12 protein-coding genes and 1 pseudogene are annotated in these 16,731 nt (G+C 48.8%); 9 read left to right on the top strand and 4 right to left on the bottom strand.

What is annotated here, in order from left to right:
* Positions 1-12: 12 nt before the first annotated feature.
* The 3 genes from TQ39_RS17320 to TQ39_RS17310 all read right to left on the bottom strand — a co-directional run bounded on the left by TQ39_RS17320 (position 13) and on the right by TQ39_RS17310 (position 3,470).
* Positions 13-1,509 carry an extracellular solute-binding protein gene (locus tag TQ39_RS17320; RefSeq protein WP_050006459.1) on the bottom strand — a complete coding sequence of 499 codons (1,497 nt, stop codon included), beginning with the start codon at positions 1,507-1,509 and terminating at the stop codon, positions 13-15.
* A gap of 78 nt (positions 1,510-1,587) precedes the next feature.
* Positions 1,588-2,469, bottom strand: coding sequence for a carbohydrate ABC transporter permease (locus TQ39_RS17315; protein ID WP_050006458.1), 882 nt, complete (start codon positions 2,467-2,469; stop codon positions 1,588-1,590).
* Positions 2,469-3,470 carry an ABC transporter permease gene (locus tag TQ39_RS17310; RefSeq protein WP_242853533.1) on the bottom strand — a complete coding sequence of 334 codons (1,002 nt, stop codon included), beginning with the start codon at positions 3,468-3,470 and terminating at the stop codon, positions 2,469-2,471. Before TQ39_RS17310 ends, TQ39_RS17315 begins: the two co-directional genes overlap by 1 nt.
* Before the next feature lie 1,547 nt (positions 3,471-5,017).
* Here TQ39_RS17310 and TQ39_RS17305 point away from each other — a divergent pair.
* The 7 genes from TQ39_RS17305 to TQ39_RS17275 all read left to right on the top strand — a co-directional run bounded on the left by TQ39_RS17305 (position 5,018) and on the right by TQ39_RS17275 (position 13,972).
* The gene (locus tag TQ39_RS17305; protein ID WP_050006457.1) at positions 5,018-6,127 is read left to right on the top strand and encodes a LacI family DNA-binding transcriptional regulator; all 1,110 of its coding nucleotides are present in this window, start codon (positions 5,018-5,020) and stop codon (positions 6,125-6,127) included.
* Positions 6,124-7,464, top strand: a complete 1,341-nt coding sequence (locus tag TQ39_RS17300) for an ABC transporter substrate-binding protein (RefSeq protein WP_050006456.1) — start codon at positions 6,124-6,126, stop codon at positions 7,462-7,464. Before TQ39_RS17305 ends, TQ39_RS17300 begins: the two co-directional genes overlap by 4 nt.
* A 66-nt stretch (positions 7,465-7,530) precedes the next feature.
* Entirely contained in the window at positions 7,531-8,439 is a 909-nt protein-coding gene (locus TQ39_RS17295; RefSeq protein ID WP_050006455.1) for a carbohydrate ABC transporter permease, read from the top strand.
* Between the two features lie 11 nt (positions 8,440-8,450).
* Positions 8,451-9,341 carry a carbohydrate ABC transporter permease gene (locus tag TQ39_RS17290; RefSeq protein WP_050006454.1) on the top strand — a complete coding sequence of 297 codons (891 nt, stop codon included), beginning with the start codon at positions 8,451-8,453 and terminating at the stop codon, positions 9,339-9,341.
* Positions 9,342-9,348: 7 nt separating this feature from the next.
* On the top strand, positions 9,349-10,542 hold the full coding sequence (locus TQ39_RS17285; RefSeq protein ID WP_050006453.1) for an enolase-like domain-containing protein: 1,194 nt from the start codon (positions 9,349-9,351) through the stop codon (positions 10,540-10,542).
* Positions 10,539-11,966: a sulfatase family protein gene (locus tag TQ39_RS17280; RefSeq protein WP_050006452.1), complete on the top strand. Its 1,428-nt coding sequence runs from the start codon at positions 10,539-10,541 to the stop codon at positions 11,964-11,966. The genes TQ39_RS17285 and TQ39_RS17280 overlap by 4 nt, the downstream gene beginning before the upstream one ends.
* A complete protein-coding gene (locus TQ39_RS17275; protein WP_050006451.1) occupies positions 11,963-13,972 on the top strand; it encodes an alginate lyase family protein in 2,010 nt (669 codons plus the stop codon). Before TQ39_RS17280 ends, TQ39_RS17275 begins: the two co-directional genes overlap by 4 nt.
* A 68-nt stretch (positions 13,973-14,040) precedes the next feature.
* On the opposite strand, the pseudogene TQ39_RS22085 reads toward TQ39_RS17275, so the two are convergent.
* Positions 14,041-14,278, bottom strand: a pseudogene (locus TQ39_RS22085) (hypothetical protein); the annotation flags it as partial.
* Positions 14,279-14,667: 389 nt separating this feature from the next.
* Here TQ39_RS22085 and TQ39_RS17270 point away from each other — a divergent pair.
* Together TQ39_RS17270 and TQ39_RS17265 are read left to right on the top strand one after the other, a co-directional pair.
* The gene (locus TQ39_RS17270) at positions 14,668-15,876 is read left to right on the top strand and encodes a glycoside hydrolase family 88 protein (protein ID WP_338092843.1); all 1,209 of its coding nucleotides are present in this window, start codon (positions 14,668-14,670) and stop codon (positions 15,874-15,876) included.
* A 49-nt stretch (positions 15,877-15,925) separates the two neighbouring features.
* Positions 15,926-16,726, top strand: coding sequence for a carbohydrate-binding protein (locus tag TQ39_RS17265; protein WP_082052340.1), 801 nt, complete (start codon positions 15,926-15,928; stop codon positions 16,724-16,726).
* The last annotated feature ends 5 nt before the right edge of the window (positions 16,727-16,731 follow it).

The raw sequence follows: 16,731 nt of genomic DNA, 5'->3' as shown, positions 1-16,731 counted from the left end.
ACAATTCGAAGATTATTTGCCCAGATAGGCATTCAGCTGGCTCTGGTATTCCGCGACGACTGCATCTATTCCAGCGGCCTGCATACGGGCCAGAGCATTTTCATATCCCTCTTCATAGGAAACAAGTCCCAGTTTGATCGGATAAATGCTCTGAACAACTTCGGCCTGACAGGCGGCATATTCGTCCGCTACATTGCTGGGATCGAACACGAAGTTTAAAACGACGCTGTTGATCGCGTCGGGCTTTTCTTTGCCCATGATTTCGATGAATTTATCATAGGTGCCCTTTTGATAACGGACGTACTCCAGATTGCCAATCATCCAATCCGCATTGAATTCAAAGGTGGGATCGTTTTTGCTATAAAGATGTTCTCCCTCATCGTTCCATGTCAAGCCCTCTACACCATAGACCATCAAATCATAATTTTCTTGGGAGGAATACATCCAGTCCATAAAGCGAACTGCTTCGGCAGGATGCTGAGAGGTGGAGGATACCGCGGTGTCATTACGGAAAGAGCTGGAACGGAATTGAGGAGCATCCTCATTCAGGTAGATGGTGTCCAACTCAACGCCGGGAATGCGTTCCTGCCATACGTCGACTGTATCCCATAGCTGGCATTGATCGACCCAGATGAAATCGCCCGTCAGCATTGTATTCCAGCTGGACCAGCCGGAGGAGAGTACATCTTCAGGAATATAGCCGCCTTCATACAGTGTGCGGAAGAACTCAGCGCACTGGCGAAACTCATCTGTCTCCAGCCAGTTCTTGACGTTTCCTTCTTGGTCAATGAAAATCAAATCTTTCTGTACGGTGAAAGGATAGGTGTCCAGAGTGCGGAACAGATAGGTGAAAGGTTCCTTGTACATAGGAATGACAACAGGCTTGTTGGAGCCGTCCCAATTTTCTGTGAATACCTTGCACATATTCAGCAGATCGTCCATCGTCTGAGGCGCCTCTAAACCGAATTCTTCCAATTTTTCGCGGCGAATGGTGATGCCGTTGTTCTGGTCGGCCTGTTCACACCAATTGGCAGGAATCGTATAGATTTCGCCGTTGACAGTCGCGGATTCCCACATATATTCTGGAATTACACGCTTCAAATTTTCCGACTGCTCTACATACTGTGTGATAGGCGTAATACCTTCACTAGCAATATAAGAGGTGAACGGTGTCTGATCCTCCATGATACAAAGCAAATCAAATTCCTCACCGCTGGAAAGCATCATATTGACCTTGTCCTGAAATACATCGGACGAAATATATTTGATTTCAAGCTGAAGTCCGGTGCCGTCGGCATCCAGCTTATCGTTAATGGCCTGCACAAGTTCAGCATTGTGCTCTACTTCGTTGCCGGGACGCAGATAGGTTATTACTGTTTTTTCTCCGGAGGCAGTGGATGCCGGAACGCCGCTGGTTTCCGTGCTGGTAGATGTGCTGGTTGCTCCACAGCTTGCCAGCATTACCATGCTCAAGATAGCGGCAAGAATGGATATGAGTTTCTTTTTCATTATTTTTCCTCCTTTGTTTTAAGACTGCTATTTCTGATTTCTGCGTAATTTGCGCAGATCGGAAACTATGTTTTGTACTTACCCTTTGACACTTCCAATGACAAGGCCCTTCACAATGTATTTTTGTAGGAAAGGATAAAGTAGAATCAATGGGCCAATGGTGATAACAGCAGTTGCCATCTGCAACGATTCAGAGGGCGGATATCCGCCACCGATTCCGCCGCCCTGCAGAGTACGCATGAAATTTAAATCGGATTTCAGCTTCATCAGATAGTATTGAATGGTATACATATTCTTGTTGGTAACTAACATAATAGTATTCCACCAATCATTCCAATAAGCAATGCCATAAAACAAACCCACGGTCGCCAAAATTGGTTTACACAGCGGGAAGTAAATGCGGAATGCCACTTGACCGTCATTAGCTCCATCCAACTTGGCCGATTCCATAAGAGAAACAGGAATTTCACGCATGTAATTGCGCGTAAGGAATAAATTAAACGGACTGAAAATCAAGTTTGGGATCAGCAACGCAAGATAATTTTCCGACAAGCCTATATTTTGACAGATAATATACCATGGCACCATACCTCCATTGAATACCATCGTAACAAAAAAGAACATAGCAATTGCATTGCTGTATTTAACGGTAGGTGTGACAAGCGCATACGAAGCCATTGCTGTAATACACACAGCCAAAATGGTGCCCAATATCGTCACAAACACAGAATTGATGTAACAGCGCACAACTTCGGCGCCATTTTCAAAAAGGGTATTGTAGGCAACCAAGCTCAGTTCAGAAGGGAAAAAAGAGTATCCGTTATGCACAATAGCCTGTTCGGATGTGAAAGATACAATGACAATTAACAGAATCGGTAGAAAGCAACACGCAGCAATTAAGCTTGTAAATAAATATAGAAAGACTTTTCCGTAGGTGATCCGTTTTTTACCAGTAACCATCAAAACAGCGCCCCCTCCTGGAATTTCTTCTTAGTGATATAGTTCGCCCCCCATACGCAGATAAACCCCATAATTGCTTGAAACAGGCTGATTGCCATTGACTGAGAGGGGTTGCCTGTGCTGCGCAACGTCCGGAATACATAAGTGTCAATTACGTCTGTGGCATTGTAGAGAATTCCATTATCGCCGACGAGTGCATAAATCATGCCGAAATCACCATAAAAGATTTTCCCGATTGAAATGATTCCTAGCATGAGTACAGTCGGCATCAACATTGGCAATGTGATTTTCCAGCACATTTGCCAGCGCGTTGCGCCGCTCACCGCGGCGGCATCATATAGCTCTTCATCAAAGCCGACAAGGGTGGCCAGATAAATGACCATGTTCATTCCGAGATCTTTCCAAACTTTTGCGATTACTAAAATAATGGTCCAATATTCCGGCGCATTGTAAAAATTGATAGGAGTGCCGCCAAAAAATTCAATGATATGATTTAGCATTCCGTATTTATTCCCAATGATGCCGTATAAGATGTAATTCACGATAACCCAAGAAAGGAAATAAGGGAGCAGATAGGTCGATTGGGCCACCTTTTTGAAATATTTGTTGCGAATCTCATTGATCATGATAGCCAGCGTTACCGAAATGACAATTGTGCATACAATAAATAGCAGATTTAATTTGAGCGTATTGCTGATAACGCGTAGTGCATCTTGAGAACCGAAAAAGAATCGGAAGTTTTTTAAGCCAACCCATTCACTGCCGAAAAGGCCTGTTTTATAACTGAACTTTTGGAAAGCAATTAGCATATATGGGAGCGTGCAGTATCCAAAGACGACGGTATACAAAACAGCTGGGATCAGCATGACATAAGCGACTTTGTTTCTTCGGATGTCCGTGAAAAAGGTGTATTTTTTCTTTTTCATTTTCGTCGGCAATTGAGATATATCATATATATCATTTGTGGAAGAGCGCGATTTTTGTGTGACAATTTTCCACAAAATATACTGCCTTAATCACTCCTTTTTATTTGTTTTTATCAAGTTCGATATTATTTTATCCTATTTTTCTGCAAAAGTAAACCCATTATAATCAATATATCTTTTTTATATCATATATATCATTTATCTAGACGTTAAATGCTTTGCGCTAAATAGTGTTTGCTGAACAATAAGTTGCTCCAGAAGAAAAACACCTTGCAAATAGTATAAAAGCATGAGTTAAATTCAAGCCGAATCTTGCGCAGATTCAGTAGCAGGATAGACGTGGTATCCCGGAGATACGGTTGCCAGAGAAATCGGCTGAGAACAGCACAAAAGACAGTACATCCGCCGAAGGGCTTAACGGAAAAGCAGACACAAAAGCAGCTGAATAAACAGGCAATACTGTATGAACGGGAGATTAAGCGCACTCCCGGAGAGCCCGTGGACCGGAATAGCACGCAGACGCATTACGAGCGGGCGGGTTTGAACAAGGATGTTTTACGGGGTTTCTGTGATGCGCTCCGAATAAGACTGGAAGACAGGCGGACTTCTAGAAGAAAAAGTGGTGGAGTTCATCCGCTCCTGTATATGCGGGATTTTGCCTGATGCAAAGAAAGCGGATTGTATCACGCACGATCCAGTATGGCGGGCATAGCGTACGGTGCGGAATGAAGAAACGATACAAAAGCTCATCACGGCTCCAGAAAGGCGAATCACGAAATACGAGGTCTGCTTCAGGCTGATTCTTACTGCGGGCATGCGGTGGGGGGAAGGCTGCGGCATGCGGTGATGGGACATTGCCTAGCGCCAGAGAGAACTGCACATCTGGCACAATGCAGTGAAGCTGAACGACCGGTCGATTCTGGAAAAGAGCCGAAGACGTGCGAAGGAGTGCGGGTTGTATATCTATCGAAAGAGCGCTGAAAACTGATTCGAACCTGGCAGAAGGAGAGCGCGTGGAAGAAAGTGCAGTGTGTCGGGGAAGAAGGGGAACATCTGTTATTAGGCTATGAAAATCGAATCCAAAGATGTCTCAAAGAACTTTTCTAAGAGAGCAGCTGGGATCCCAGCGCGGCCTACCATTCGGTTCAGTAGCAGAGAGAATGTTTTCGTCACAGTAGCACGAACAAATAATGCGGGAGGTTACTTACACTTTAAGGTGCGGCTAAAAGGCAATGCATAGGTGTGACGGCATACTGTACTGTTTAAATATACTAGACCAAAGCTTTCGATGAAAACGATAATGGGTGGACTACGACATGCTGTCCCTAAAGCCTTTATGAGGAACAAAAGGCATGGGGATAGGAAAGATGATGAAAGTCTAGCGTCAAGAAAATAACTGAGACCTTGGCGTATGTGACGAAAATCAGCAATAAATATTTTGCAAATTGGACATTGACTCGGGGGAAAAAATTAGCTATTATTAATTTGCAAACGATAACGTAAACGATAACGTAAACGAAATCCAAGGGCGCGTCCATATTGCGCCTTGGATAAAAAAGATAAGCGGAAACAGCGAATTCAAGAGGATTAAACGATTCTACTGCGAGGAGGGCGATTTGCTTATGGCGAGTGAGTTGCATTTGAAAAACAATAATCCGATTACGATTAAAGATATTTCAGCGAAATTAAACGTCTCTTCCGTGTCGGTTCATCGTGCTCTGTCTGGGAAAGATGGTGTCAGCGAAAAACTGCGCCGTAAGGTATTACAGACCGCGGAGGAAATGGGGTATGAAATAAATTATGCGGCAGCCTCCTTAAAAAGAAAAACATGCCGTGTGGCGGCAATTTTGCCGCAGGATAATGATTTGTATTTTTCCTATATTTGGAAAGGCCTAGAAGCCAGTATAAAGGAAGTAAAAGGCCTGAATGTAGAAGTGGAAAAGATTATATGCACGGATGAAGCACATCAGCATGAACTTCTCAAACAGATTGCTGATGGAAATGATGAATATGGTGGTGTGATAACATTTTCTTACACGCGCCAGCCGAGAGTTCTTATGCAACTCCAACGGCTTGTTGCCCAAGGCGTTGTAACTGTTGTGATCGATGATGAGCTTAAAGAGCCAGAAGGGTTGTACTGTATTCCGTCGAACGAGAAAACCATAGGTTGTATAGCTGGTGAGTTCATAGAGTTGATTACACCGGAGACAGGCAGTGTATTGCTCTCCAGCGGACGCTTGGATTCAAAAACTCATATTAATAAGGTGAACAGTTTTGTTCACTATTTGTCTGAAAGAAAACCAACGTTGAAAATTCATACGGTGGAAGGCTACTTCAATGGTCCCGGTTCAGATGAAATGATCTTCCGGGAGATACTTCGGGCGTTGAGGCAATATCCTGATACAGTAGCATGTTATGCATTGACATCTCACGATAACCTGCCGATGGTGCAGGCAGTACGTGAAGCTGGAATGGAGCACCAGGTATCCGTCGTAGGCACTGATTTAAATGGTATTACAACGTGTTTATTGAAAGAACGGCGTCTGAAAGCAGTGATCAATCAGGCGGCTTACATGAAAGGCTATACTGGTCTGAATATTTTGGTGGATCGCATGGTAAAGAATATAGAACCTCCTCTTCGCATCGACTGTCCCATCGATGTCGTTTTACATAGTAATTTGAGCTTTTTTGAACGCTCGAATAATATAATATCAATGGAGGTAAAAAAATGAAGAAAGCACTGAAAAGACTGAGTAGCCTAGTTGTCTGCGGCACCTTAAGCCTAACTTTATTCGCGGGATGCAGCGGTAGTTCGTCTGATACATCCAGCACAGCTGCCGGCTCCGCGGTGTCGGGAAGCACATCCGCTTCAGCAAGCGGAGGCGAAACGGTCGAAAAGCAGTTCGAGGGCGTTAAGCTGGTGTACTGGTCCAACTGGGAGGCTACCGAGCCGCAGGGCGTGGTGATCACGGAGGCGGTGAAAGCCTTCGAAGAGGAAACTGGCGCTACTGTAGACTTGCAATTCAAAGGCCGCAAAGGTATAAAGGAAGGCCTGATTCCCGCGCTGGACGCCGATCAGCAAGTGGACATGTTTGATGGCGCGCAGAACAAAAGCAACTATGGTGAACGCATTCTGTGTCTGGAGGATTTGGTCAAAGAGGCTGATTATGAAAAAGATACCAACCCGGTTCTGATGGAGCTGAGCCGCAGTTATTATGTGGACAGCAAATTGTATGAGATTCCCTATCAGATGAAGGCAAACGGCTACATGTATAATAAGGCTCTGTTCGAGCAGGCCGGCATCACCGAGGTACCCAGTACTTGGCAGGAGTTCTTGGAGACCTGCCAGAAGCTGAAAGATGCTGGCATCACTCCGCTGACGACAGACGACGCTTATGCCATGCAAGCGTTCGGTATGCATCTGGCTCGCTTGATTGGTTCTGATGAAGTTAAGAAAGTGGTCAATGAAGGCGATTGGGACCGTCCCGAAGTGTTGGAAACCGCGCAGGCCTTTGAGGAATTGGCTTCGAAAGGGTATTTTTCTGCCCAGGTAGGCTCTAATGTATGGCCTACTGGTCAGAATACAGAACTGGCCACCGGTTTGGCCGCCATGTATTGTGTGGGCACGTATGTGGTTAACGAGACCAAGAATATTACCGGTCCGGACTTCCAGTGGGGTTTTTTCGGCTATCCGGAACAGGAAAACGGCATCAACGGGCTAGAGGCCATGGTCATCGGCAATCAGAGTTTTGCTATTACGAATAAATGCAAGGCTCCTGAGGCGGCTTTCGCATTGATCAAGATGCTGACTCGCGGTGAATGGGATGCCAAGTTGGCTGAAGAGAGTCTATCCCTGCCCGCTGACATCAACAATACTTCCTGGCCTGAACAACTGGCGGACGCAAAACCCTATATGGACAATTGCACGGAAATATTTGCAACATCCGGCGGTTTGGAAAACAATCCGGAAATTACCCCGGCGCTGAAGGAAAATCTGATGAAATTGTATGCAGGTGCCTGCACAGCACAGGAATTTGTGGATAATATGCTGGCTGCGTCCAAGGGATAACAGATAACAAAGGTATGGCGGACAGTTTTAACGCTGTCCGCCATTTTTCAAGGAAAGGAACTGCATATGAAAAGAAATCGAAGCATGATCATTGCATTTGCGGGACCGGCAACATTGATTTTTGTTGCTACCTTCATCTATCCCATCATCCGTACGATAGTAATGAGTTTCTTCTCAATCCAGGAGATTACAGATGCAACAGATAAGTGGAAATTCAATGGAATCGGTAACTATATCAGCCTGATGGAGACGCCGCTGTACCGTACGTCGTGGATTAATCTTTTTAAGATTTTTATAATTGGCGGAGTCATTACATTGGGCGCTTCACTGTTGCTGGCAGTCATTTTAAAAAGTGGAGTGCACGGCAAGAGATTTTTTCAAGCGGCAATCTATCTGCCCAATGTAATTAGTGCCGTAGCCATGGCCACCATGTGGATTCAATATGTGTTTAACTCTTCTTATGGATTCCTGACAAATCTATTTAAAGCATTGCACTTGGACTTTTTGGCTGACGTTCAATGGCTGGATGCCGATCATAAGTTTTGGGCATTGCTGATTTCATACTGCTTCGGAATGATTGGCCATTTCATGCTGATTTGGGTCAGTGGCATCGAGCGCATCGGCAAGGACTACTACGAGGCCGCCAGCATCGATGGTGCCAATAAGGTGGGGCAGCTCCTCTACATTACCCTGCCATTATTGAAAGGGATTTTCCGCACGAACGTCATCATGTGGTCCATCAGCGTGTCCGGTTTTTTTATCTGGTCCAAGCTGTTCTCGCCTATTTCCGCCGACACCTCGACCATTGTGCCGATGGTTTACATGTACGACAAGCTGTTTGGTGCGGAAAACACCGGCGATGTGGTGCGTGATGCTGGTACGGCAGCAGCCATAGGTGTAATGTTATGCCTGTTTATCGTTCTGGTGTTTACCGTGGTGAACCGTCTGATAAAAGACGATGATTTGGAATTTTAAGGAGGCCCACTATGTTGAAGACAAAGAAAAAGGAATCGCGGATGGGAGCCTCCTACAGCTTGAAAAAGGAACTCTCCCTCATTCCCGGATATCTGCTGCTTGTTACCTGGGTGGGGTTCACCGCCGTCATACTAATTTGGGTGGTTGCCGCCAGTCTCTCCACACCCGCTGACATTTTCAAAGGGACAATTTTTGAATTCAGCAGCGGCATACATTTTGAAAACTACTCTCGGGCATGGGTTTCATCGAATGTGTCAGTGTTTTTCCTGAATTCACTCCTTTATGCCGCGGTGTCTTGTGCATTTCTGATTTTAATCTGCGCGCCGTACTCTTATGTGCTGCAGCGGTTCAATTTCCCCGGCGCCAAGGTTATCAAAACCGCCTTGGCTGCTACCACCGGTGTGCCGGTCATCATGGTGATTATTCCCCTCTACATGATTGTGGCCCAAGCTGGACTTTTGCGTGCAGAGATGACCAACCGCATTGTGTTGATTGCGCTGTTCGTGGCTACGAAAATCCCGTACACCACAATTTTCCTAATGGCTTACTTCGAAAACATTTCCCGCTCGTATGAAGAAGCTGCAGCTATCGATGGGTGCCGCCCAACCAAGACTTTCTGGCGTATCGTGTTCCCCATGGCACAGGGAGGCCTTGTGACAGTGACCATCTTTAACTTCATCAATATTTGGAACGAATATTTCCTATCTCTGATGTTCGTCAACTCCGATAAGCTGCGGCCGGTGGCTTTAGGGCTGTTCTCCATGATTAATGGTATGCAGTACAGCGGCGATTGGAGCGGCTTATTTGCCTCGGTGATCATTGTTTTTCTGCCTACCTTTATTTTGTATCTGCTGTTGAGCAAATATATTGTTGGCGGACTGACCGGCGGTGTGAAAGGATGATTCAATTATGGAAATAAATTTGCAAGCTTATGACGAACGGCGGCGAGAGATTTTAGACAGACTGTCAAGGATTCCGGGCCGGGTGGACTCCATCCGGCTTTACTTGAAAAATATTGAGGCGGTCAAGCGGTTTAGCTGTGCCACCTGGACCAGCCGACAGGATGTGATTGCGGCGGTATCCAGCGGGGAAAACACCGGCTTCGCCGAGTGTATCCTGTCAGTGAACTGCCCGGAAGCAAGCCTCGAGCCCTGGCGTACCGCTGTTTCTTGTCTGCTGGGCCTAGACGCTGGCCGGGCAGCACTGGAAAATCGCCGCCATCAAGGCGAGTGGCCGGAACAGCTGGTAGAAATGATGGAGATAGCCCTGGTGGACCTGTGTGGAAAATTGCAGGGCGTACCGTCGAATCATTTGCTTGGGCTGCAGGAAAGCAAGGCTGTTTGCGGCGTGCATGTGATTTTGAGCGACCAGATGGACGAGGTGGCAGAAAGCGCCCAATGGGCGAGGCAGGAGGGAAAGGCCGCGTATATCAAGGTGAAGCTGTTCGGCGACACCCGGTTGGACTGTGAGGTGATTCGCACGGTGCGCCGTTATTGCTCGCCGGAGGAGACGTTCCTTATCGGTGATGTGAACTGCGGCTACCGCCCGGACGCGAGAGCCGGCGTCTCTTTAGAATGGATTGCCCGGCAATTGGATCAGCTGCGGGAGGCAGGGTTGGATGCTTGTGAGGACCCGGCTTTTCTGGAGATCCCCGAGTGGGTGGAACTGCAAAAGCGGGTGGCCCCACTACAGCTGATCCCGGATTATCCCATGCGGGGCTCCCGCGACTCCATCAAACGAATCTGCCGGGGGATGGGCGGGATTTACAACATCCATCCGGATTCCGCGGGTTCCATCATCGACGCAGTGATATTGGCGGGCCGAATTCGGGAACTAGGGGCCGGTTTGATGGTCGGCGACGACAGCTTAGTAGGGCCGTCGGCCTCCATCTGGCAGCAGTTGGCCTCCGGGCTGGGCGCTCGTTGGGTAGAGGCTACCGAGAAGCGGAGGGAATCTGATTTTTATTACCGTTGTGTCAACGATCTTGCCACTGACAGTACTCACAACCCTATTTTTATTCAGTGGAAAAAAGGGTTCGGTATCAATTTGGATGAAGCTCGGTTGGCCCGTGAAGTGGATAGTACGGTTGAGGTAAAGCGATGAATAAAAAGAAAAACCTGTTGTTCATTTTTGCGGACCAGTGGCGGGCCGATGCGATAGGCTACGCTCAGGCTGACCCAGTGCACACGCCCAATATGGACGCGTTCTGCACCGATGCAACCTACTGTGACCATGCGTTCAGTACTTTCCCGGTGTGCACAGCTCACCGTGCCAGCCTGATAACTGGCCGGTACCCACTCTCTATGGGGATTTTTACCAACTGCAAAAACGGTCTGTCCATGCGGTTGAAAGACGAGGAGATCGGAGTGGGCCAGATGCTGAAGGATGCAGATTATCAGACCGCCTACATCGGTAAGTGGCATTTGGATGAGCCGGAGCAGAACCACTGCCGGCAACCCGTTTCCGGCGCACGGAACTGGGACGCCTTTACGCCGCCGGGGGTGCGTCGCCATGGCTTTGACTACTGGTACTCCTACGGTACTTACGACGTCCACCTGAAGCCCCATTACTGGCGAGACACGCCGAAGATGATTTGTGCGGATGAGTGGTCAGTGCAGCATGAGACCAGCAAGGCCATCGAATACCTGAGAGACGTTAGGGATAAGGAGCGGCCGTTCGCGCTATACATCTCTTGGAACCCACCCCACAGTCCATACGATCAAGTACCGCAGAAGTATCTGGATTTGTATCCTGATGTAACGCTGAAAGATAACGTGTGCCTGAAAGATATCCATCATCATACAGGGGAGCCGGTGCCTTATACACCAGAGCAGATGAAACTCGCTACCCGGCAGTACTATGCGGCGGTCAGCGGTTTAGACGATCAGTTTGGCCGTCTGGTAGCATACCTCAAAAATGCCGGCTTATACGATGACACAGTAATCGTGCTCTCGGCGGACCATGGAGACATGATGGGTTCTCATGGCCTCATTGGAAAGTACGTCTGGTATGAGGAATCTATTCGCATTCCTTTTGTTGTGCGCGTTCCCGGCAATGAAAAACGCCGGTGCCGCACCTGCATCGCCAGCCAAGATATGACGCCTACGCTGCTGGGGATTCTGGGGGTATCCATTCCTTCCACGGTGGAGGGCGAGGATTGCTCGTCTTACCTGCTCACAGAAAAGGAGGATCTGGAGAAGGCCAGCTATTTGTGTGCCTGCCCAGGCCGGGATATCTTTTTGAAAAATTTTGCTCGGGCGGGCAAGGATCCCAAGGCGTTCGGATGGCGCGGGGTGCGCACGCAGGACTACACCTATGTGATTGAACTGGGCTATGATGTGATGCCCCGGCCGGCTCGTTACCTGTACTGCACGGCGGCCGATCCTCAGCAGATGCATCCTCTGGCGTTGGACGTGCCAGAGAACCGACGCTTAGCTCGACAGATGGAAGATAGTGTAATAGCATGGATGAATCGCCAGAAAGACGGATTTGCCGAAAATTGGCGGAGGGGGGTGGAATCAATATGACTGGTCCAAGAGAGGTCCAGTGGAGGCGCTTCTGCGAGACCATGGCACCGCAGCGCGACGAGTTGGAACGACGCGCCGCGCTGTGCCGGGCATTGTGGCCGCAAGATTGCGCCTTGACGATGAAAACGGCTGGTGAATTGCGAGAGAACACTTTTTTGTTCCAGTTGCCTTGGGATATGGAGCAGACGTATCAGCCAGTACACTTTGAAAATGGAATCGACTGGGGCTTTGTGCTCAATGGAGATCAGGAATTCACTTTTCAGATGAACCGTCACCGCTATTGGATATGTCTCGGGCAGGCGTACGCCCTGACCGGAGACGAGACTTACGCCGAATGCTTTGTGAACCAGCTGACAGATTGGATCGAAAAAGAGCCTTGGAGGAAAGATGCGGCGGATACCACTTGGCGTACGCTCGATGCTGGCCTCCGGGCAGATTATTGGGTACGGGCTATGGCCTTGTGTGCTCGCAGCGCTGCTGTGACTCCGCAGGTGGTGGAGCGTTTTCTGGAGGGCCTGGAGATACATGCAAACCGCTTGGCGGAAAACCCTCGCATAGGTTTTTCCACTAAAAGCAATTGGGGCGTAATGGAGTACACTGGCCTGTATATGGTGGCTTGGCTATTGAATCGTCCGGAGGATGTGGAACGGGCTAGACTCTTTCTGAGAAAGGCGCTGCACACGCAGTTTATGGATGACGGGATGCAGTGGGAAGCTTCCCCGATGTATCACAATGAGGTATTGATGAGTACCCTGGAGGCTCTGCGTTTAGCGCGTCTGTGGGGAGATACACTGTTCTCACAAGAGGAAATAGAGATAATTCGAAAGGCTGCTTATGCCACTATGCTGTTGCAGACGCCGGCACATCACCAGCCGATGGTGGGCGATTCCGATGACACCGATGTGCGGGATATTCTGACTCAGGCTGCACTTCTGCTGGAGGATGGTGTGCTGAAAGGCGGGGCCTTTGACCGACTGGACTACGAGAGTATCTGGCTGTTAGGGGCTGAAGAAGATGTCCGGTATCAGTCCATTGCACCGCAGGCACTCAAAGGAGGCGTGACAGAGCTTTCTTCCAGTGGACAGGTAATTCTGCGTACTGGCTGGGACATCAAAGCGGACTGGCTATACTTTAAAAATGGCCCACTAGGTGGTGGCCACGGCCATCAGGATAAACTGCATGTGGGACTGTGGCTGGACGGGGAGGAAATCTTGACTGATGGCGGGCGCTACACTTATACTGATACGCAGGAGCGGTATTGGCTGAAATCCGCAGCCGCGCACAATGTTCCCCTGGCGGACGCAGAGGAATACGCGGACAGCATCGATTCCTGGGGTTATCGGACATTGCCCCAGGCCCTTCCAAACAGGGTCTGCCACAAGGGCGAATATTTCTTTGTGGAAGGCTCTCATACCGGCTATGTCGCTCAGGGGATACTGCTATGCCGTCGGATACTGGTGGTCTCCTCCGATATATTTGTGATTAATGACACTTGGATTGGGCGGCATCCGCGGGAGACGTCGCAGCACTTCCACTTTGCGGAAACTGTTCGTCTAAATACGACATCCCAAGGGCTGGAAGGGATCGGAGCCACGAGTCGCTTTTCGATGCAGTTTTTTGCGCAGGAGCAGTTTGTTCGCATGAAACTGGGAACCGCTCCGCTGGCAAGGCATTATAACAAAATGAAGCAGGTGCCGGACCTGACGGTCAACGCTGAAAACTGCGGGGCCATGACCACAATTCTGGTACGCCGCCGGGATACATCTCCCGTGAGAATTACACCGCAGTCTGTGTACAACGAAGCGTATTCCCATGAGCTTGTCCCGCAACAGGCTGAGGGTTTTGTAATCGAAGCCAACGGACGCCGCCATGGAGTGGTGTTTTTGTATCAGGACGTGGGAAATACTGAGGACTACAATGGGATTTGTGGCGCTTACGGGCTGGGCCGTGTGATGGCCTGTGACCTAAACCAGGCATCGCGGCAAATGATAGTGTTGCAATGGTGACAAAGAAGAAGATTGAAACATTTTGATCTAAGCACCGTTCTGAAAAAGGGCGCACAAAACCGAGCCCATCAAAGAGCGGGGAAAATTAAAAGTTTGCTTAAAACCTGAGCGGTAGGGGAGGCAGTAAGCAAACAGCTTTGGCGCTGACGGATGAAGATGGCATCTTCCACAGAAACCTTCCGGTGTGTAGGAGGGCAGGTCGCTCTTACGGTAGAGTTCAGCGTTGTAGGTTTCATTCTTCTTGAATATATTGTAAATTGCGATGAACAGCATCTTGGCGACGGCGATAATCGCTTTTTTGTGTCCGCTATTCGTATTGGCTATGCAGGCAACGATAAAAGATTTTGGACACCCATGCTACAGCAGATGCGGTAAACGATTTTGCATATAATGCGTCCCCTCAAAACAGTATTTAAGGGAACAGGCAGGGACTGGACACTCGCTGAAAGATTGAAGCAGGCTGTTTCTCCAAAGATAAGGTTGTAGGGTTTAACACTCTAATTGCTGATGCTTGAAGCAGTATCCGGCTCGCAAATGGCTCAGTCCCGCACAAAGCTGAGTCCACGCACCCTTACATGCTGTGTAGTGAGCCTGCATTCTTAAGCCTGTTTTAACAAATTACGATTTGCTGCGTTAGAGGCACCGTGCTTCATGCTCTTTGGCCTCTTGAAGCGTGGCGGAAAGGTATGGTCATAATGATAGATAAATGGATACCCCTTGAGCGGGTTCTGCGGTTCCCGGAGGTGACACCGGAACAAGTGACCGCTGCGCTGCAGCAGTGTGTGGATCAGGTCCGAAATAATCTGCCGGCCTTTGAGGCTAAATTTCCCGCAGCGAACAGTGAACATAATTTTTACACACCAGGACCTAACACAGACTGGACCCCAGGTTTCTGGACGGGCGAAGTGTGGTTGGCTTATGAAAATGCGAAAAATGACAGTGATCGCTTTTTGTTCCGTAAAGCAGGGGATTGTCAGGTGGACTCGTTTTTAAAACGTATTAACATCAAACACTACGTAGACCACCACGATATGGGATTTTTGTACATTCCTTCTTGTGTGGCGGCCTACAAGCTCACTGGAAGCGTCTCGGCGCGCGAGGCTGCCCTGAAGGCCGCTAACCAGTTGATCACTCGTTATCGACCAATAGGTGAATACATCCAGGCTTGGGGTACCATGGACGACCCTAATAACCACCGCCTGATTATTGACTGCCTGCTTAATATCCCGCTTCTATATTGGGCCACTGAGGTCACTGGGGATGGGAAATATCGGGAAGTGGCAGAAAAACATATCCACACCACCATGAAGCATATCATTCGGGAAGATGGTTCTACTTGGCATACAGTGTTCTTTGATTCGAATACAGGAGGTTTTGTACGCGGCGCGACCTGTCAGGGCTACCGCGACAGCTCTGCTTGGGCGCGCGGCCAGGCGTGGGGGGTTTACGGTACGGCTATCGCCTATAAAAACACAGGGAGAGCTGAATATATCAACTATTTTAAACGTATTGCTCAATATTTCCTGACCCACTTGCCTGACGATCTGTGTCCCTATTGGGATCTTGGCTTTGGGAATGGAGATGAAGCCGATCAGCCGAGGGATTCTTCTTCTTCGGCCATTGTTTGTTGTGGCTTTTTAGAGATGAGTAAATACCTGCCTCAGGAAGATGCGGAGTATTATACCTCTTTGGCAAAAAGGTTGGTGGCGGCACTAATACGTGGTTATCAGGTAAAAAATGATTGTGTTTCCAACGGACAGTTGCTTCATGGCACCTATGCCAAGAAAACACCTTATAATACCTGTGTGAACGCAGGTGTGGACGAGTGCGTAATCTGGGGAGACTATTATTTTATGGAGGCTTTGACGCGTTTGAAAAATCCGAATTGGGAGATGTATTGGTGATTTGGTGTTTCTGTAAAATGAGAGAAACCAAACAAAGGATGGGATGAAGTTGGAAACAGTCAGCTTAAAGGTATTAAGCGCAATGGGGCAGACAAAAGCGGCCTGCGCAGAAGAAAAACAAACGAGCTTGGTTTATGATGAAGAATACGAGCCGGGCGACCGCATTATGCTTTCGGTAAGCAAAGCGGGTGGGTACTATGTACTGCAATTAGAGGATACGCTGGCGCCGGCTCTGGTATATGTTACACGGCCAGAGGTGGAATACAGGATTCCGCATGGCGATGACCGCATCGTCTTTTCACCCAAGAGCTTTTCCGGCCGCCGCCACCTTATCCGTGCGCGCATCGCCCGCCCGGAAGAGGTCGCTGCGCGGCGGAACCTGGCGTTCAATCCCTATGACCGGCACGGCGATACGGGCATTTACCCGCATGCGAGGGCCAATGTGGAAACACGCGGGGAGGCTGTGTTCGCGGCCTACAATGCAATCGACGGCATTTATGAAAACGGCTCTCACGGCGAATGGCCTTACCAGAGCTGGGGCATCAACCGGGACCCGAACGCGGAATGGACGCTTTCCTTCGGCAGGCCGGTGGGCATCGACGAACTGCGGCTGACACTGCGGGCGGACTTCCCGCACGACAGCTGGTGGGAAAGCGCTGTCGTCGCGTTTTCGGACGGCAGCGAAGAAACGTTGGAGTTGAAAAAGGAGAGTCATCCACAGGCGTTTGACATCAAAGCACGTACAGTGGAATGGCTGACGCTCAGGCATCTGAAAAAAGCGGATGATCCTTCTCCGTTCCCGGCGCTCACGCAGTTTGAGGCATGGGGAACAGAAGCTGCAGAACAATAAGTGAC

This window comes from Ruthenibacterium lactatiformans, from assembly GCF_000949455.1.
In the GTDB taxonomy this organism is placed as follows: domain Bacteria; phylum Bacillota; class Clostridia; order Oscillospirales; family Ruminococcaceae; genus Ruthenibacterium; species Ruthenibacterium lactatiformans.
Note: the sequence above shows the minus strand (reverse complement) of the source record. Positions and strands in the feature narration are given on the sequence as shown.